The 18631-nt window shown below is 72.6% G+C and carries 12 protein-coding genes; 7 read left to right on the plus strand and 5 right to left on the minus strand.

From position 1 onward, the window contains the following. The first annotated feature begins 47 nt into the window (after positions 1 to 47). Both ACZ3HQ_RS20330 and ACZ3HQ_RS20335 read left to right on the plus strand, forming a co-directional pair. Complete coding sequence (locus ACZ3HQ_RS20330; protein ID WP_467512753.1) at positions 48 to 1313, plus strand: glycosyltransferase 87 family protein; 1266 nt, start codon at positions 48 to 50, stop codon at positions 1311 to 1313. A 16-nt stretch (positions 1314 to 1329) separates the two neighbouring features. Then, positions 1330 to 2934 carry a glycosyltransferase family 2 protein gene (locus tag ACZ3HQ_RS20335; RefSeq protein ID WP_467512755.1) on the plus strand — a complete coding sequence of 535 codons (1605 nt, stop codon included), beginning with the start codon at positions 1330 to 1332 and terminating at the stop codon, positions 2932 to 2934. 29 nt (positions 2935 to 2963) lie between these two features. Here ACZ3HQ_RS20335 and ACZ3HQ_RS20340 read toward each other — a convergent pair whose 3' ends face one another. Next, positions 2964 to 3587: a TetR/AcrR family transcriptional regulator gene (locus tag ACZ3HQ_RS20340; RefSeq protein WP_467512757.1), complete on the minus strand. Its 624-nt coding sequence runs from the start codon at positions 3585 to 3587 to the stop codon at positions 2964 to 2966. A gap of 178 nt (positions 3588 to 3765) precedes the next feature. On the opposite strand from ACZ3HQ_RS20340, the gene ACZ3HQ_RS20345 reads away from it, so the two are divergent. From ACZ3HQ_RS20345 to ACZ3HQ_RS20360, 4 genes are all read left to right on the plus strand, one after another. Then, positions 3766 to 4674, plus strand: coding sequence for an ABC transporter permease (locus tag ACZ3HQ_RS20345; RefSeq protein WP_467512759.1), 909 nt, complete (start codon positions 3766 to 3768; stop codon positions 4672 to 4674). Continuing rightward, a complete protein-coding gene (locus ACZ3HQ_RS20350; RefSeq protein ID WP_467512761.1) occupies positions 4667 to 5497 on the plus strand; it encodes an ABC transporter ATP-binding protein in 831 nt (276 codons plus the stop codon). Before ACZ3HQ_RS20345 ends, ACZ3HQ_RS20350 begins: the two co-directional genes overlap by 8 nt. Before the next feature lie 105 nt (positions 5498 to 5602). Then, positions 5603 to 7801 (plus strand): CDP-glycerol glycerophosphotransferase family protein, encoded by a 2199-nt coding sequence (locus ACZ3HQ_RS20355; protein ID WP_467512763.1) that lies wholly within the window; start codon positions 5603 to 5605, stop codon positions 7799 to 7801. Next, positions 7798 to 9456, plus strand: a complete 1659-nt coding sequence (locus ACZ3HQ_RS20360) for a glycosyltransferase family 2 protein (protein ID WP_467512765.1) — start codon at positions 7798 to 7800, stop codon at positions 9454 to 9456. Before ACZ3HQ_RS20355 ends, ACZ3HQ_RS20360 begins: the two co-directional genes overlap by 4 nt. Before the next feature lie 72 nt (positions 9457 to 9528). Here the strand turns inward: ACZ3HQ_RS20360 and ACZ3HQ_RS20365 are convergent, their stop codons facing one another. The 4 genes from ACZ3HQ_RS20365 to ACZ3HQ_RS20380 all read right to left on the minus strand — a co-directional run bounded on the left by ACZ3HQ_RS20365 (position 9529) and on the right by ACZ3HQ_RS20380 (position 17780). Then, complete coding sequence (locus ACZ3HQ_RS20365) at positions 9529 to 10926, minus strand: hypothetical protein (RefSeq protein WP_467512829.1); 1398 nt, start codon at positions 10924 to 10926, stop codon at positions 9529 to 9531. A gap of 206 nt (positions 10927 to 11132) precedes the next feature. Then, on the minus strand, positions 11133 to 16076 hold the full coding sequence (locus ACZ3HQ_RS20370) for an NAD-glutamate dehydrogenase (RefSeq protein ID WP_467512767.1): 4944 nt from the start codon (positions 16074 to 16076) through the stop codon (positions 11133 to 11135). Positions 16077 to 16559: 483 nt separating this feature from the next. Further along, positions 16560 to 17228 (minus strand): HAD family hydrolase, encoded by a 669-nt coding sequence (locus tag ACZ3HQ_RS20375; protein ID WP_467512769.1) that lies wholly within the window; start codon positions 17226 to 17228, stop codon positions 16560 to 16562. A gap of 57 nt (positions 17229 to 17285) precedes the next feature. After that, on the minus strand, positions 17286 to 17780 hold the full coding sequence (locus ACZ3HQ_RS20380; RefSeq protein ID WP_467512771.1) for a DUF6912 family protein: 495 nt from the start codon (positions 17778 to 17780) through the stop codon (positions 17286 to 17288). 326 nt (positions 17781 to 18106) lie between these two features. Here ACZ3HQ_RS20380 and ACZ3HQ_RS20385 point away from each other — a divergent pair, with 326 nt between their 5' ends. Then, a complete protein-coding gene (locus ACZ3HQ_RS20385; RefSeq protein ID WP_467512773.1) occupies positions 18107 to 18556 on the plus strand; it encodes an Rv3235 family protein in 450 nt (149 codons plus the stop codon). Positions 18557 to 18631 lie beyond the last annotated feature (75 nt).

The following is an 18631-nucleotide window of genomic DNA, read 5'->3' on the forward strand; positions in this document are numbered from 1 at the left end:
GCGTATCGGCAGAGATACACCATCCGCGCGGATTAGGCTCCCACGCGATGAACCGTCTCCGTGTCACCTCCGGTCCGGTCCTCGCCCTCGTCGCCGGCTGGCTCGCCACCCGCGCGCTGATGCTGGGGCTCCTCGTCCTCGGCTCGGCGCACGTGCTGGGCGGCGGCTCGGTGTCGCGCGAGGTGTGGCGGCTGTACTTCCACTGGTACGGCGTGCTGGCGCAGGGCACGTTCCCCACGCACGACACGCTGTGGCAGTACCCGCCGGGCGCGGGGCTGGTGCTGCTGGCGCCGGGACTGCTGCCGCGGCTGTCGTACTTCGAGGCGTTCGTGCTGCTGACGCTGGTGACGGACGCGGCCGTCACGGTGGCGCTGGCCGTCGCCGGGCGGCGCACCGGGCGCAGTCTGCGCGGCGCCGCGCTCTGGGTGGGCGGGCTCCCGCTGCTGCTGCACATGCCGCTGGCGCGTTACGACGTCCAGGTCACCGCGCTCGGTGTGGCCGCCCTGCTGGCGCTCGGCCGGTCGCCGCGCGCGGCGGGGGTGTTCGGCGCACTCGGCGCGGTGGTGAAGGTGTGGCCCGCGCTGGTGCTGCTCGGCGTGTCACGCGGACGGGCGACCCGCTCGGCGTGGTCGTGGGCGACGGCGACCGGCTGCGCCTGTCTCGCGGTGCTGGCGCTGCTGTTCGCCAACCCCTTCGGCTTCCTGCGCGAACAGGGCGACCGGGGCGTCCAGTTGGAGTCCCTCGGCGGTACCGCGCTCAACCTCGCCCGGCACGCGGGCTGGTCGGGCACGGTCCGCTACCAGTACGGCTCCATGGAGCTGGTCGGTCCCCGGGTGCACACGGTCGCCACCGTCTCCCTGGCGCTGACGGCGGTCGCCTTCGCGCTGCTGGTGGTGTGGCGGCTGCGGGCCCGGCACTTCTCCCCGGCGACCCCGTACGACGCGGCGCTCACCGCGGTGCTGCTGTTCACCGTCACCAGCCGGGTCATCAGCCCGCAGTACCTGATCTGGCTGCTGGGCCTGGCCGCCGTCTGCCTGACCTCGCGGCACACCCGCCAGCGCCCGGTGGCCGTGCTGATCCTCCTCTCCACCGGGGTGAGCACCCTGGTATTCCCGATGAACTACGGCGCCGTCATCGACGGGACCTGGCCGGGCTGCCTGCTCATCCTGGCCCGCAACGTGCTGCTGCTGTCCGCCGCCGTACTGTCCTTCGTCCGCCTGTGGCAGTCCACCCGGTCCCCGGCCAATGTGCCCGCGAGCCGCGCCCGGCCGGAGTCCGGCCGGGTCCCGGACCGCGCCTTGACCGGCTCCTGACGGCCCGGCACCCACCATGGACCCCATGCCCGAAACCGCGCCCCGGGTGGCCGTCGTGGTCATCGGCTACAACGACGCCGCCCATGTCACCGACGCCGTGCGCTCCGCGCTGGACCAGGGTCCGGCGGTGGGCGAGGTCATCGCCGTGGACGACCGCTCCACCGACACCAGCGCCGAGATCCTGGACCGGGTCGCGGCCGGCGAGCCTCGGCTGCGGGTGATCCGGCACGCCGTCAACAGCGGCGGCTGCGGCACCCCGCGCAACACCGGCATCGACGCGGTGACCCTGCCGTACGTGATGTTCCTGGACAGCGACGACCTGCTGCCGCCCGGCGCGGTGGACGCGCTGCTGCGGGCGGCGACGGAGGCGGGCGCCGAGGTGGCGGCCGGGCTGTGCGTGCGCCGGGAGCTGCCCTCGGGGCGCGAACACCCTTGGCAGCCGGGCCTGTTCGCCGAGGCGGCGCTGATCGGCCACCCCGCCGGGCGCCCGCACCTCGTCCACGACACCCTGTGCGTCAACAAGCTGTACCGCACCGACTTCCTCCGGGTGAATGGCATCCGCTTCCCCGAGGGCCGCTACCTCTACGAGGACTTCGTCTTCACCGCCCGCGTCCTCGCCGCCGCCCCCCGCCTCGCCCTCGTCCCCGACCTCGTCTACGTCTGGCACGTCCGCCGGGCCGCCGAACAGCTCTCGCTCTCCCTGAACCGGGAACACATCGGCAACTGGCACTCCCGCACCCGCGCCTGCGCCGAGGCGTACGAGATCCTGCGGGACGCCGGGGAGACGGAACTGGCACGGGCGGCACGGACGAAGTTCCTCGACCACGAACTGCGCATGTACCTGCGCGAGTTGAGCCTGCGCGACCCGGAGTACCAGCGTGCCTGGTGGGCGCACACCCGCGCGTACCTCGCCGGGTACGACGAGGAGGACTGGGCCCGCGACCCCGCGGCGCCCGGCACCCTGCTGGGCCGGTTCGTGCTCGCGTCCCCCGAGCCGCGCGACCTGCCCCGGCTGCGCGAACTGGCCGCCCGCCCGGCCCGCCTGCTCCCCCCGTACGCCCGCACCCCCGAGGGCACCCCCGTCTGGTCGGACGCGCATCCCGGCGTCGACCTGACCCCGCTGCTGGCCTGCCCGACCGAGGCGCTGCCCTGCGCGATGGACGCCGAACTGGTCCCGCACGGCCGCGGCGCCCGCCTCCGGCTGCGCCTGCACGAGCTGTACGGCCGGCTCGCCGAGGCGGGCCCGCTGGCGGTGACCGCCCGCTGGCACGACCGTACGACCGGGCGCCCGGTCCGGCACATCACGCTGCCACTGGTCCCCGCGCCGCACGGCATCTGGACCGCCGAGGCGGTCGTCGACCTGAACGCGCTGGGCGCGGGCGTCTGGGACCTGTGCCTCACCGTCCACTACAAGGACGGCGCCCACCGGGACATCACCGCCCACGCCCGCACCGACAGCCCCCACCTGCGCAGACGCGCGCTGCCCAGCCCGCGCCACCTGGTCCTGCTGGCCCACCCCTACGCCACCCACTCCGGCTCCCTGTCCCTGCGCGTGGCGACGGGCCCGGCGGGCGCGGCCCGGGTGGCGCGGGGTCGGCTGCGGAGGCTGATCGGGGGCTGATCGGGGGACGGCCGACGGCTGAGCGGGCTCTAGAGCGCCTTCAGCGCGCCCGCCGTCGCCTTCGCCAGGTTCGCCAGGTAGCCCTTGGGCAGCTTCGGGCTGCGGATGATCACCGCGCGCCAGTAGAGGGGGCCGGAGATCAGGTCGAGGGCGAGGTCCAGGTCGAGGTCCGCGCTCACCTCGCCCCGCTCCCGTGCCGCCGCCACGATCCTGGAGGCGACCCCGTCCTGCCCGTCCCGCACGGCCTTCTGGAGGGTCTCGGCCATCTCCGGGTTGCGGGCGGCCTCCGCCTGGAGGTCGGGGATGATCTGCGAGGCGACCGGGTGGCGCAGGGCGCGCGACATCACCTCGTACAGCAGCCGGAGGTCGCCCTCCAGGGAGCCGGTGTCCGGGGCGGGCAGGCCGAGGACCGCCATCGCGGAGACCACGTCCAGCACCAGGTTCAGCTTGGAGCGCCAGCGCCGGTAGACGGCCGTCTTGCCGACGCCGGCCCGGCGCGCGATGCCCTCGATGGACATCCGCGCGTACCCCACGGCGGCCAGTTCCTCGAAGACGGCCGCGCGGATCGCCTCCGTCACGTCCTCCCGGAGCACGGCGGCCCCGGCCGGGGCCCGGCGCGGGCGCGCCGGGGGTTCGTCGGCGTTGGTCGTCATGCCCACCAGCATAGGCGGGAGGACGCAACGGTTGCGTTCCGTCGCTGGATGGGCCTACTCTCCCGTTACGACGATACGGTCCCGTCCCGACGTTGGTAAACGGACGGAAAAGCGCGCGGAGACGGCGGGCAACCGGCGGACCGCGCTTCCCCCACCACCCGATTCGAAAGCAGCGGATGTGAGCCAGGTCCTCGACGCACCGCCCCCCATGAAGGCTCCGGCCGACGGCGACCTGGCGGCTCTGGCCGCCCGGCACGGCCTGACCGTCAGCGGCGCCCGCCCCTCCGTCCCGGCGTACGTCCGGCAGCTCTGGGACCGGCGGCACTTCATCACCGCCTTCGCCACCGCCAAGCTGACCGCCCAGTACAGCCAGGCGAAGCTCGGCCAGCTCTGGCAGGTGATGACCCCGCTGCTGAACGCGGCGGTCTACTACTTCATCTTCGGCGTGCTGCTGGGCACCAAGCGCGGGGTCTCCGACTTCATCCCGTTCCTGGTGACGGGCGTGTTCGTGTGGACGTTCACGCAGAGCTCGATCATGGCGGGCACCCGCGCCATCTCCGGCAACCTCGGGCTGGTGCGGGCGCTGCACTTCCCGCGCGCCGCGCTGCCGATCTCGTTCTGCCTCCAGCAGCTCCAGCAGTTGCTGTTCTCGATGCTGGCGCTGATCGCGATCATCCTGTGCGTGGGCGTGCCGGTCTCGGTGTCGTGGCTGCTGGCGCTGCCCGCGCTGGTGCTCCAGTTCGTGTTCAACGCGGGCGTGTCGATGGTGCTGGCCCGGATGGGCGCCAAGACCCCGGACATCGCCCAGCTCATGCCGTTCCTGCTGCGCACCTGGATGTACGTGTCCGGCGTGATGTGGAGCATCGACCAGCACACCGCGGACCAGCCCCGGGCGCTGTCGCTGCTGCTGGAGTACAACCCGGCCGCGCTCTACATCGACCTCATGCGGTTCGCGCTGATCGACAGCTTCGGCGCCGACAAGCTGCCCCCGCACGTGTGGCTCGCGGCGGCCGGCTGGGCGGTCGCCGCCGGGATCGGCGGCTTCATCTACTTCTGGAAGGCTGAGGAGACCTACGGCCGTGGCTGAGCAGACCATCTCCCCCGTCCCGACCGCGCACGGCACGAGCGCCGAGCCGGTCCCCACCGTGGTCGCCGACCGCGTCGACATCGTCTACCGGGTCAACGGCACCGGCGCGGGCCGGGGCTCGGCCACCGCCGCCCTCAACCGCATCCTGCGCCGGGGCAAGGCCGAGAAGGCGGCGGGGGTGCGCCGGGTGCACGCCGTGAAGAACGTGTCCTTCGCCGCTTACCGCGGTGAGGCGATCGGCCTGATCGGCTCCAACGGCTCCGGCAAGTCCACCCTGCTCAAGGCGGTGGCCGGCCTGCTCCCGGTGGAGAACGGCCACATCTACACCGACGGCCAGCCCTCCCTGCTGGGCGTCAACGCGGCCCTGATGAGCGACCTGACCGGCGAGCGCAACGTCCACCTCGGCGGCCTCGCCATGGGGATGTCCCGCGAGCAGATCAAGGAGCGCTACCAGGACATCGTCGACTTCTCCGGGATCAACGAGAAGGGCGACTTCATCACCCTGCCGATGCGCACCTACTCCTCCGGCATGGCGGCCCGGCTCCGCTTCTCCATCGCCGCCGCCAAGGACCACGACGTGCTACTGATCGACGAGGCGCTGGCCACCGGCGACCGCTCCTTCCAGAAGCGCTCCGAGGCCCGCATCCGCGAGCTGCGCAAGCACGCCGGCACGGTCTTCCTGGTCAGCCACAACAACAACTCCATCCGCGACACCTGCGAGCGGGTGCTCTGGCTGGAGCGCGGCGAGCTGCGCATGGACGGCGCCACCGAGGACGTGCTCAAGGAGTACGAGGCGTTCACGGGCGACCGCAAGAAGAAGTAGACGAGGGGGCCTCCACTTCACGCGTGGATATCCCTTTCAGTCATGTAATGACAGTATGTTATGAAAGGTGACCGCCGGGACGAAGAGCCGAAGGAGCCCCTCCAGATGCCCCAACTCAGCGTCATCGTCCACGGGCCCAACACGCAGGGGCATCTGGCCGAACTGCTCGACTCCCTGGACGCCCATCCGCTCCCGGACACCGAGGTGATCGTCGCGGCGGTCGGCGACTGGGCGCGGGAGACGGCCGAGGGTCACGCCCCGGAGACGGTCACCGTGCCGCTGCCCGAGGGCACGCCGGACGCCGAGGCCCGGGCGGCGGGGGCGGCGCGGGCCTCGGGCCGCTGGCTGCACTTCGTGCACGCCAAGGACGGGCTGCCCGCCGGAGCCCCCCGGCTGCTGGCCGAGCGCACCGCCGAACTGGACGAGCGCACCGACGTCGTCCTGCTGGACCACGTCACCACCACCTGGCGCACCACCGCCGTCCCCTCCCGCGACGGCCGCCTGCTGGCCGGGGCCGGCCGCGCCGCCGTCGCCCTGGACGACTCCCCCGACCTGCTCCGCCTCACCCCGCTGCTCGGCACCCGCGCGGTACGCGCCGCGTTCTGGCGGGCGCACGAGGCGGAGTTCTCCGGCGGCGACGAGAACTTCATCGCCCAGGCCGCCCTGCTCCGCGCCGACCGCGTGGCCTGCCTGGACCAGACGGCGTACGACGACCGCCGGCTGCGCCGGGAGAGCCTCCCGCCGCGCACCCCCGAGGACCGCTACGCCCTGATCGACCGCTACGAGCGCCTGCTCGCCCTCACGGAGGGCCGCCGCCCGGTGCGGGCGGTGCTGTACGGGCTGATGGTCCGTGACCTGGTGCGGGTCTTCGCCCGCGAGGGCATGCCGGAGCCGGTGGCCCGCGAGTTCTTCCGCCGCGCCTCGGCCGCCGCCGTCCGCTGGCGCCCCGAGGGCCACCAGCGCCCGGCGGGCCTGGAGGGCGTACGGCACGCGCTGCTGGAGGAGGGCGCGTACACCAGGTACCGGGCGCTGCAGACCGCCAACCGCACCCGGCGCTCCGCCCGCAAGGCGGTCCGCGCCCGCAAGCGGCGGCTCGGGGTGCGGCTGCGCGAACAGCAGTACCGCAGGGCGCTCAGCCGGCCGCTCGATCCGAATCTGGCCGTGTTCGCGGCCTACTGGGACCGGGGGGTGGCCTGCAACCCGGCCGCCATCGCCGCCAAGCTGGCCGAACTCGCCCCGCACATCCACCCGGTGTGGGTGGTGACCAAGGAGAACGCGGCCCTCCTCCCCCACGGCACCGACCACGTCGTCCCCGGCACCCGGCGCTACTGGGAGACGCTGGCCACCGCCAAGTACCTGGTCAACAACGTCAACTTCCCCAACGCGGTGGTCAAGCGCCCCGGCTCGGTGCACCTCCAGACCCACCACGGCACCCCGCTCAAGCGCATGGGCCTGGACCAGCGGGAGCACCCGGCGGCCGCACAGGGTCTCGACTTCGCGGCGCTGCTGTCCCGGATCGACAAGTGGGACTACAGCGTCAGCGCCAACAGCCACTCCACCCGGATGTGGGAGCGCGCCTACCCGGCCCGCTACACCTCGCTGGACCACGGCTATCCGCGCAACGACGTCTTCTACACCGCCACCGCCGACGACGTGCGCGCCGCCCGCGAACGCCTCGGCATCCCGCCCGGCCGCACCGCCGTCCTCTACGCGCCCACGCACCGCGACTACGAGGCCGGGTTCACCCCGCGCCTGGACCTCGCCACCCTCGCCGACCGGCTCGGCGAGGACACCGTGCTGCTGGTGCGCGCCCACTACTTCTACGGCGACGGCGCGGCCTCCCCGCTGACCGGGCTGCGCCGCACCGGCCGCATCATCGACGTCTCCACCTACGACCCGGTCGAGGAACTGTGCCTGGCCGCCGACGTGCTGGTCACGGACTACTCGTCGATCATGTTCGACTACGCCAACCTGGACCGCCCGATCGTCGTGCACGCCGACGACTGGGAGACCTACCGCACCACGCGCGGCGTCTACTTCGACCTGATGGCCGAGGCCCCCGGCCGGGTCGCCCGCACCCAGGAGGAGCTGACCGAGATCCTCACCTCGGGCGCCTGGCGCGACGAGACCGCGACGAAGGCCCGCACGGCGTTCCGGCGCCGGTTCTGCGAGTACGACGACGGGCGGGCCGCCGAACGGGTCGTGCGGCGGGTGTTCCTCGGTGAGCCCGAGGAGGCGCTGCCGCCCGTCCTTCCGCTGGAGGAACGTATCCCCGCCCCGACGCCCGAGGAGCTCCAAGGATGACGACCCCCGATGTCACGGTCACCGTCATCGTCTACAACGACGCGGCCCGGCTGCCCCGCGCGGTCGCCTCCCTGCGCGCGCAGACCCACGAGAACATCGAGATCGTCATCAGCGACGACCACTCCACCGACGACACCCCCGAGGTGGCGCGGAGGCTGGCCGCAGAGGACAGCCGGGTGCGCTACCTGCGCCTGCCGGAGAACAGCGGCGGATGCAGCGCCCCGCGCAACCGGGCCATCGACATCGCCCGCGCCCCCTACCTGATGTTCCTCGACAGCGACGACGAACTTCCGCCCCGCGCCATCGAGTTGCTGCTCGCCGCGCACCGGGAGCGCGAGGTCGACTTCACCATGGGCGCGGTGCGCCGGGTCCGGGTGGACAACGGCCGCCGCACCACCTGGATGCCGCACCTGGTCCGCGAGCGCCGCACCCTGGACGGCATCGCGGCCGACCCCCGGCTGCTCTTCGAGCACCTGTCGACCAGCAAGATGTACGCCCGCGCCTTCCTCGACCGCCACCACCTGCGCTTCCCCGAGGGCATCCACTACGAGGACCAGCTCTTCTCGGCCCAGGCGTACGGCCTCGCGCGGGCCTTCACGATCATCCCGGACCCGGTCTACACCTGGTACATCGAGCCGTACGCGGCCGAGTCCAGCGCCTCCATCTCCAACCAGCGGCACAAGATCTCCAACGTCGCCGACCGGGTCCACGTGCAGCGCCTCATCGACGCCTTCCTGGTGGAGAGCGGGCAGGCGGGGCTGCGCGAGGACAAGGACTTCAAGTTCCTCAAGCACGACTTCCGGATGTACGCGGGCGACCTGCCCTACCGGGACGACGCCTGGCTGGCGGAGTTCGCCGAGATCATGAACCCGTACCTGGACACCCTCGCCGAGGGCGCCTACGCCCGGCTGCCCCGGCCGGAGCGGGTGGTGCTGGAGCTGCTGCGCGAGGGCGACCTCGACGGGGTACGGCTCGCCGCGCGCGGCCTGGGTCACCCGGTGGCGCCCCCCGAGGTCACCGCCGGCACCGACGGCACGCCCTACTGGGGCGGCTCGGTACCCGCGACCGAGCGGGGGCGCCGGGAGCTGGACCTGACCGACCTGGACCTGGAGACCCGCCCCTTCTCCACCGCCTTCTTCCGGCACGAGATCACCGACCTGCGGCCCGGCCCCGGCGCCGCGCTGACCCTGACGGTGCGCACCTACGACCCCGGACTGCGGCTCCCGGTGGGCCCGCAGCGGGCCGGGCTGCTGCTCTCCCCCGGCCGGCGGCGGCTGACGGTGCCGTTCCGGCTGGACCCGGTGCGGCCCGGCGTGTTCGAGGGGCGGGTCCATCTGGACCTGACCCGGGCCCGGCTCCCCCTCCAGGGCTTCGAGGGGGTCCGGCACCCGCAGGTCCGGCTCCAGCAGCAGGGCCTCGCGCACTCGGGGCTGCTGCTGGCACCGCTCGCCTTCCCGGCCCTGACCGCGCGGGTGGAGTCGGGCGGCGCCGCGCACCGGATCACCGTGGAGCCCGAGGGCCGCAACCCCGGCCGGCTCCAGATCCGCTGGCAGCCGGTGGGGGTCACGGCCCGGGTGCTGCGGCCGGTGGTGCGCAGGATCGACCGGCCCCGGGTGCGCAACGCCTTCCGGCTGGTGACGAGCGCGCTGAAGTGAGGGCGCGCCTGAAGTGAGAGTGCGCTGGAGTGAGAGCGAGCTGAAGTGAAAGCGAGCTGAAGTGAGCCCCGCTCAGCCGCGCACCTCGTAGAGCACCTGGCCGGCCGGGCCGGTCGTCACCGGGCGCAGCCACGGCTCCGCGTCGGCGGCCGGCCCGATCACCCAGCGCACCCCGTACCGGCGCGCTATGGCCCGCCGGGTCTCGGAGGAGGTGCCGGCGTCGAAGTACCGCTCCACCGCCGCCTCCCGGCCGCCCTGGTCCGGCAGGAAGACGTCCGGGTAGCCGGGCGCCACGGTGTACGGGCCGTACGCGGGGATCTGCCGGGACGGCATCGTACGGGCCATCACCACCTGTCCGTAGCCGACCCAGGGCGTGATCCAGTGGTAACCGACCCACGGCGGGCGGTACTTGGCGGCGAGCGGGGCGGGCAGCGCGTCGCGCGGGACGACGTAGCCGAGCATCCCCGCCTGGCCCCAGGCGCCCACGGCCAGGGCGACACCGAGCACGCAGGCCCAGCCGAGCCGGAACGCCCGCCGCCCGGCCGACACCGTCTCCAGCGCGGCCGCGAGCTGGGCCGGGATCAGCGCGGCGGGCGCGGCGCGGCCCCACGAGTAGTGCCCGGTGAGCCCCCCGGCCGCGAACAGCAGGGCGCCGAGCGCGAAGAACAGCACCAGCGGGTCCCGGTGATCGCGCCGCCAGCGAAGGACGAGGGCGACGACCCCGAGCAGGGCCAGCCCGAACCGGCCGAGCAGGTCGGAGTAGAGCGAACGGTGGATCGCCTCAAGCCCGGTGCCGGCGGAGAACAGCGCGAAGAAGTCGTAGTACGGCCACAGCCACAGCAGGACGATACCCACGGCGAGCGCGGCGGCGAGCCTCGGGAGGAGCCGGCGGTCCGGGCGGGCGGCGAGGACCGTGGCGAGCGCGCCGAGGGTGGCGACCACGCCGGTGAACTGGTGGCAGAGCAGGATCAGCGCCCAGAGCACGCCGAGGCCCGCCCAAGGGGCCCAGCCCGCGGGCGTGCGGAGCGTGGTCGTGAGCCAGGCCCAGAAGTGGAAGGACAGCCCGAGCGCGAACACGCTGGGGTACGCGACCGTCAGCGCGAGGCTGTTCAGGCCGAGGAAACCGCTCCAGTTGAGCAGGTCGGGGCCCCACAGGAGAACCAGGCACAGGATCGCCACCGCGGGTGCCGCCCGGTGCGCGCTGAGCGTGCGGACGTACCGCCACACCCCGGTGAACAGCAGCCCGAGCCCCACCAGCGCGCCGATCCGCAGCACCACGAACACCGGCAGGCCGGTCAGCCGGGCGAGCAGGCCAAGGACCAGCATCCAGGGCGAGTAGTACGGGCTCGGGGTGTCCGCGTCGACCAGCGGGTTGCCGGGGTTCAGCAGGCTGTGCCGGAGCCGCTGCACGGTCGCCGCGTGTATGCCGAGGTCGCCGGCCCAGGGCAGCCGGACCACGGCCAGCAGCATCAGCAGCGGGACGAGCGCGGCGAGGGCGACCGCCACCAGTGACGGGGTCGCCGGCGACGGACGGCCGTCCCGCGCGCGGGACCCGGTGAGGTTCGCTGTCACGGGCCAGACCCTATCCGAAACGGACAGACCACCCCGAAGGCAACAAGGGCGCCCCCGCACCGGGTTCTCCGGTCCGGGGGCGCCCTTGGCTCAGGCGGCGCCGGTCAGGCGTGCGTGCGCAGCAGCGTCCGCATCGTGCGCATCGCCACCGAGAGGTTGGCGAGGTCGAACGCGTCCGAGCTGCGGATCTCCTCCAGCGTGGCGCGCGCCCGGCTCAGGATGGGCGCGTTCTTCTCCTCCCATGCCTTGAACCGCTGCTCCGGCGTGGAGGTGCCGTCGCCCGCCGCGAGCACGTCCGCGGTGAGCGCCGCGTGCGCCGCGTACAGGTCCTCGCGGATGGAGGCGCGGGCCATCGACTGCCAGCGGTCCGCGCGGGGCAGCTCGATGATGCGGTCCATGAGCTGGGTGATGTGCAGCCGGTCGGCGAGGTCGTAGTACACCTCGGCCACGTCCAGCGGCTCCTTGCCCGTGCGGTCGGCCACCGAGACGATGTCCAGCGCCGGGAAGGCGGAGGAGAACCCGGCCACGCGGGTGGCGAGTTCGGCCGGGACACCGGCGGCGGACAGCTCGTCGTACACGTGCTGGTACCACTCGAGGTCGGCGCCGCGCAGCATCTTCGGCATCTGCTGCCAGACCTGCTCGACCCGGTCCGCGAAGAACTCCACGGTCTCGGCGAGCTGGAGCGGCTGCGGCCGGTTGTTCAGCAGCCAGCGGGTGCCGCGCTCGACCAGCCGGCGCGAGTGCAGCCGGATGCGGGTCTGCACGGCCGCGTCGACCTGGTTGTCCAGCGCCTCCACCGCGTCCCACACCGGGGACGAGGAGAAGATCGCGCGGGCCGCGGTCTGGGCGCGGACGATCTCCTCCAGCGAGGCCCCGGTCTCCTCGCGCAGCCGGTGCAGATAGGTGGTGCCGCCGGTGTTCACCGTGTCGTTGACCAGCACGGTGGTGGTGATCTCGCGGCGCAGCGGGTGGTTGTCGATGAACTCGGCGAACCGCTCGCGCAGCGCGGTCGGGAAGTACGCGTGCAGCAGCCCGCGCAGGTAGTCGTCGTCCGGCAGCGAGGTGTGCAGCAGCTCCTCGGCGACCGTGATCTTCGTGTACGCCAGCAGCACCGCGGTCTCGGGGCTGGTGAGGCCCTGGCCCTGGTTCAGCCGCTCCCGGATCTGGCGGTCGGTGGGCAGGAACTCCAGCGCCCGGTCGAGGTGGCCCTCGCGCACCAGGTGCCGGATGAACCGGGCCTGCGCGTGCAGCATGTCCTTGGACTGGGCGAGCGCGTTGGCCAGCGCGGTGTTCTGCGCGTAGTTGTTGCGCAGGACCAGGGCGCCGACCTCGTCGGTCATCTCCGCGAGCAGCTTGTTGCGCTGCTTGACGGTCATGTCCCCTTCGGTGACCAGGCTGTTGAGCAGGATCTTGATGTTCACCTCGTGGTCGGAGGTGTCCACACCGGCGCTGTTGTCGATGGCGTCGGTGTTGATCCGGCCGCCCTGGAGCGCGAACTCGATCCGGCCGAGCTGGGTCAGGCCCAGGTTGCCGCCCTCGCCGACGACCTTGACGCGCAGGTCGGCGCCGTCGACGCGGATGGCGTCGTTGGCCTTGTCACCGACATTGGCGTCGGTCTCCGCCGAGGACTTGACGTAGGTGCCGATGCCGCCGTTCCACAGCAGGTCGACCGGCGCCTTCAGGATCGTCTTCATCAGGTCGGCCGGGGTCATCTTGGAGACCTTCTCCTCGATGCCCAGCGCCTCCCGGATGTGGTGGTTCAGCGGGATCGACTTGGCGCTGCGCGGGAAGATCCCGCCGCCCGCCGACAGCAGCGAGGTGTCGTAGTCGGCCCAGCTCGACCGGGGCAGCTCGAACAGGCGGCGGCGCTCGGCGTAGCCGGTGGCCGCGTCCGGGACCGGGTCGATGAAGATGTGCCGGTGGTCGAAGGCGGCGACCAGACGGATGTGCTCGGAGAGCAGCATGCCGTTGCCGAACACGTCACCGGACATGTCACCGATGCCGACGACCGTGAAGTCCTCGGACTGGGTGTCCAGGTCCAGCTCGCGGAAGTGCCGCTTCACCGACTCCCAGGCACCGCGCGCGGTGATGCCCATGCCCTTGTGGTCGTAGCCCGCGCTGCCGCCGGAGGCGAAGGCGTCCCCGAGCCAGAAGTCGTAGGACTGGGCGACCTCGTTGGCGATGTCGGAGAACGTCGCGGTGCCCTTGTCGGCCGCGACCACCAGGTAGGTGTCCTCGCCGTCGTGGCGCACCACGTCCTCGGGCGGGACGACCTCGCCGGCCACCATGTTGTCGGTGATGTCGAGCAGGGCGGAGATGAACGTCTTGTAGCTGGCGATGCCCTCGGCCAGCCAGGCGTCCCGGTCCACGCTGGGGTCGGGCAACTGCTTGGCGACGAACCCGCCCTTGGCGCCGACCGGCACGATGACGGTGTTCTTCACCATCTGCGCCTTGACCAGACCGAGGATCTCGGTACGGAAGTCCTCGCGCCGGTCCGACCAGCGCAAGCCCCCGCGCGCGACCTTGCCGAAGCGCAGGTGCACGCCCTCGACCCGCGGCGAGTACACCCAGATCTCGTACGCCGGGCGCGGTGCGGGCAGGTCGGGGATGGCCTGCGGGTCGAACTTCATCGACACGTACGCGTGCGGGCCGCCGTCGCGGGCTTCCTGGAAGAAGTTGGTGCGCAGGGTGGCCTTGATGACGGTCAGGAAGGAGCGCAGGATGCGGTCCTCGTCCAGGCTCGCCACCTGGTCCAGCGCGGCGTCCAGCTCCTCCAGCAGGGCGTCGGTGATCTCCAGGCCGGCCTTCTGCCGGTCCGGGGACATCCGGGCCTCGAACAGGGACACCAGCAGCCGGGTGGTGTGGACGTTGTTGCGGAGGGTGTCCTCCATGTAGTCCTGGCTGAAGGTGGAGCCGGCCTGGCGCAGGTACTTGGCGTAGGCGCGCAGCACCATCGCCTGGCGCCAGGTCAGCCCGGCGCTCAGCACCAGTGAGTTGAAGCCGTCGTTCTCCGCCTGGCCGGTCCAGGTCGCGGCGAACGCGTCCTGGAACCGCTCGCGGCCGTCCTCGCCGAGCTGGTCGGCACCGCCGGCGGTCTGCGGCAGGCGCAGGCCGAAGTCGTAGATCCAGGCGGTGCTGCGGTCGGTGCGGCGCAGCTCGTAGGGGCGCTCGTCGACGACCTCGACGCCGAGCCGGTTGAGGACCGGCAGCACGGCGGAGAGGGAGACCGCGTCGCCCTTGCGGTAGATCTTGAAGCGGCGCTCACCGGGGGCGGCGCCCACCGGCTCGTACAGGCTGAGCGAGAAGTCGTTGCCCTTGTCGTCGCTCAGCCGCTCCAGGTGCACCAGGTCGGAGACCGCGGCGCGCGGGGAGTGGTCGGCCTTGTAGCCCTCGGTGAAGGCGTTGCTGTAGCGGCGCAGCAGCTCGGCGGCGCGTTCCTCGCCGCACTCGGCGTTGAGCGCCTCGGCGAAGCCGTCGGACCAGGAGCGGGTGGCCTCGACCAGGCGGGCCTCGATGCGCTCCTTGTCGGCGTCGGAGAGGTGGGGCAACTCGGTGCCGGGCGGGACGCGGACGACGAAGTGCAGCCGGGACAGGATCGACTCGGTGTTCCAGGCGGTGAAGTCGACGCTGATGCCGCCCAGTTCCTCCTTGAGGATGTCGATGATCCGCAGCCGGACGCCGGTGGTGTACCGGTCGCGCGGCAGGTAGACCAGGGCCGAGTAGTAGCGGCCGTATTCGTCCTGGCGCAGGTAGAGCCGCAGCCGGCGGCGCTCCTGGAGGTACAGCACGCTCGTGGCGATGGACTGCAGCTCGGCGGGCGGGGTCTGGAACAGCTCGTCGCGCGGGTAGGTCTCCAGGATCTGGAGCAGGTCGCGGCCGTCGTGGCTGTTGGGCGAGAACCCGGCGCGCTCCAGCACCTCGGCGACCTTGCGGCGGATCACCGGCACCCGGCGCACGGACTCGGTGTACGCGGCGGAGGAGAACAGACCCAGGAAGCGGCGCTCGCCGACGACGTTGCCGTCCGCGTCGAACTTCTTGACGCCGATGTAGTCCAGGTACGACGGGCGGTGCACGGTGGCGCGGCTGTTGGCCTTGGTCAGCACCAGCAGGCGGTGCTCGCGGGCCTTGGCGCGGGCGTCGGCCGGGAGCCGCTCGAAGGAGGGGCTGACCGGGTGCTCGTCGTCCTCGGAGTGGTGCGGGTCGGAGCGCAGGATGCCGAGACCGGTGCCGGCCTTGGCGCTGAGCGAGTCGTCGCCGCGCAGCTCGTACTCGCGGTAGCCGAGGAAGGTGAAGTGGTCGGCGGAGAGCCAGCGCAGCAGCTCGCGGGCCTCGTCCACCTCGGCGGCGGGGAGGTCGGCCGGGCGGGGCTCGTCGCGCAGCTCGTCGGCGATCCGGACGGCCGCCTCGCGCATCTTCTCCCAGTCCTCGACGGCCTCGCGCACGTCGGACAGGACGCGCAGCAGGTCGGCGGAGATCTGCTTGAGGTCGGCGCGGTCGGTCTCGCGGTCGGTCTCGACGTGGATCCAGGACTCGACGTGCGCGTCGTGCGGCAGCTCGCCGTGCGGGCCGGTGGGCAGGACCTCGATCAGCTTGCCGGTGACGTCACGGCGGACGACGACCTGCGGGTGGATCACGACGTGGATGCCGCGGCCCTGACGGGTCAGCTCGTTGGTCACCGAGTCGACCAGGAACGGCATGTCGTCGGTGACGACCTCCACGACGGTGTGGCTGCACGTCCACCCGTTCTCTTCCACGGTCGGGGTGTGCACCCGCACGTTGGCCGTGCCCTGCGGGCGGGTCTCGGCGAGACGGTAGTGGGAGACCGCGGCACCGAAGACGTCGACCGGGTCGCGGTCGGCGAGGTCTTCCGGGGCGGTGTGCAGGTAGTAGCGCTGGAGGAACGCGAGCACCGCTTCGCTGTCCGGGGTGCCGGAGGTGCCCTCGCTCGTGGTCCCGGTCGGTAGATGCCCCCCGACCGGGCTGTTCTCAGCTACCCGAGCGGCCCGATCGAGCAGCTCGGCCTTGGCTTCGTCCAGCTTGGTCTGCATTGTCCTCTGGCTCCTGTCGCGCGCCGTTGCGTGACGTAGAAGGAAGTACGGTTTCTTCCCCTCCGGTATGACGCCACGGCCCGAGGTGTCCGGTCCGTTCCGACGCTATGCCGCGAGGCGAGATGGGCGGGGGGATTTCGGCCATTGTCGACAGACTTGTCGGAAGCGACGCTGCTCTCCGCACCGTCGTGCCGGAGGCCGTCCCCGGTGTCCGGGGGGCTGCGGCGCCCCCGTCCCGCCCGAGAGGACCAGCGACCGCCGCCCGGTCACGGAGTTCGTCCGTGCGGTCCGGGCGCAGGGCAGGGACTGTGGCGTCCCCGCGAGATATCGCGCTGATCACGCCACAAGGCTATCGCTCCCGACGGGGGCCCCGTCATGAGCCGTATGTGTACAAAACCGGGGGGTGAAGTTTGACGTTCTGCACAGCGGCGGCGAGGGGCTCGGTGGCGTATTCGCGCCAGGGCCCGAACGGCCGCGACGCCGTCACGATGCTATTCGCCGGGCCTCCGCGACGGCCTCGGCCAGGCTGTCCACCACGGGTGCGCCGGCGCCGCGCAGGCTCTCCGGGCCGTGCGAGCCGCCCGTGTAGAGCACGGCGTGCGCGCCGACGTGCCGGGCGGCCAGCGCGTCGTCGGCCGCGTCCCCGATGACCACGGTCCGCTCGGGGTCGACCAGGGTGCTCATCGCCTTGAGGTGGCGGACCATGTGCTCGGCCTTGCTGCCGCCGGAGGGGCCGGTACGGCCGTCCACGCGCAGGAAGTGCGACTCGATGCCGAGGCCGCGCACCAGCGGGACCAGCTCCTCGTGCCCGTACATGCTCAGCAGGGACTGGCTGTGGCCGTCCGCTCCCCAGCCGGCCAGCAGCTCGGCCGCGCCCTCGGTGAGCCCGCAGCGCACCCGGTGCTCGGCGTAGTGCCGCTGGAAGGCGCCGTCCATGACCTCCCACTCCAGGTCACTGGGGAGCCGGCCCATCAGGCGCTCGTAGAACTTGGGTACGGGGACGCAGTACAGCGCGCGGTACCGCTCCAGCGTGATCGGCTCCAGGCCCAGCTCGGCGAAGGCCGCGTTGGTCGCCCCGATGATCGCGTCGTTGTCGTGGAACAGGGTCCCGTTCCAGTCCCAGACGATGTGTGCGCTTCGTTGCATCCCCATGCGAAGACGGTACCGGGGGCCACTGACAGTGGGTAAGGGCGAGGGGGTCCGCGCAGGTCAGGGGGTTGTGAGCAGGGCGGGGATCTCCTGCGTGGCGAACCACAGCAACTCATGGTCCTCGGCGGTGTCCACGGCCGTGCGGGCCGCGTCGTCGCCGGCGCCGGCCGCCTCGACGGCCCGTGCGGCGGCGGTGACGTCGGCCTCCGCGTCGTCGGCGTCGGCGTGCACGGCGGCGGCCTTGGCGAGCCGGGCCGACGCGGCGACCGTCACCTCACCGAGGCCGTCCGGGTCCGGGGTGACGGCGCCGTCGGCGACATCGACCGCGACGACGACGCGGCGCGGGGCCGCCTCCGGGTCGGCTGCCAGCAGCCACAGCGAGGCGCTCGCGGCCTCGCCGAGCGCGGTGTACTCCAGCTCCTCCAGGTCGTCCGTGCCGCACCACTCGCGCAGCGCGGGCGTCACGGCGTAGGCGGCGAACGGGTCCGCCGCCAGCACACCCGTCTCGTGGGCCTTGGCGAGACCGGGGAGGGTCATGGGTACGTAGACGCGCATGCGGGCCGCTCTTTCCTGGGCACTTGCCTGGTCGCTCTCCTGGTCACTCTCCTGGTCAAAGGAGGGCCTCCAGAATACGTGCGGCCGTCCCCTTTCGAGTCCCCGCCCGACCCCCCTACGGCGTCAAGCCACCGCACCGCACATCACCCTGCCGCACTGGGCAGGCACCGGGTTCACGAGCCGTCCGTCACCCGGATAAGTGAACCCCGTGCGGCCCGCGACACCGGCCGGACATCCTTGCCGGGCCGGTCCCCGCCCCCGTACAAGGTCCCCACCTACTTGAGTTACCGCCCGGTATCCGCCGGGCCGGCCGAACGGGGACTTCCATGAACAAGGTCATGAGCCGCAAGCCGCAGACCCGGCCGCACCACCGCCCGCCGACCCGCCACGACACCCGCCGCCCCGGCAGCACCCCCACGCGCGGCCGCACCACCACGGCGCGCCCCACCGACCTCTTCGCGGACCGCCTGCTGGCGGTGCTGAGCGGCCAGCGCCCGGTCCACTGGATGCTCCGCCACACCGCGGGCGCCGCCTACGACGACCTGGTCCGGCTCGCCGAACGCACCCCGCTCCGCACCCGCGGCCCCCGCCCCGCCGTCCACGACCTCGGCTGGTTCGTCCCCCGCACCGGCGCCCTCGAGGTCTTCGCCCGCATCGCCGCCGGCGACCACCTCCGCGCCCTGGCCTTCCGCCTGGAACAGTCGGAAGACCTCCGCTGGCGCTGCACAGCGGTGGAACTGGCCACTCCGTCGGGCCGTCGCCCAGCCGCGCCTTGAAGGGCCCCTGGAGCGCGTCAGGGGCCCTTCAGAGCGCGGCTGAGCTGTGCCGCCCGGTCCCCCCTGGAGCCGGTA

The sequence above is a fragment of the Streptomyces sp. NPDC018263 genome, from assembly GCF_055562575.1.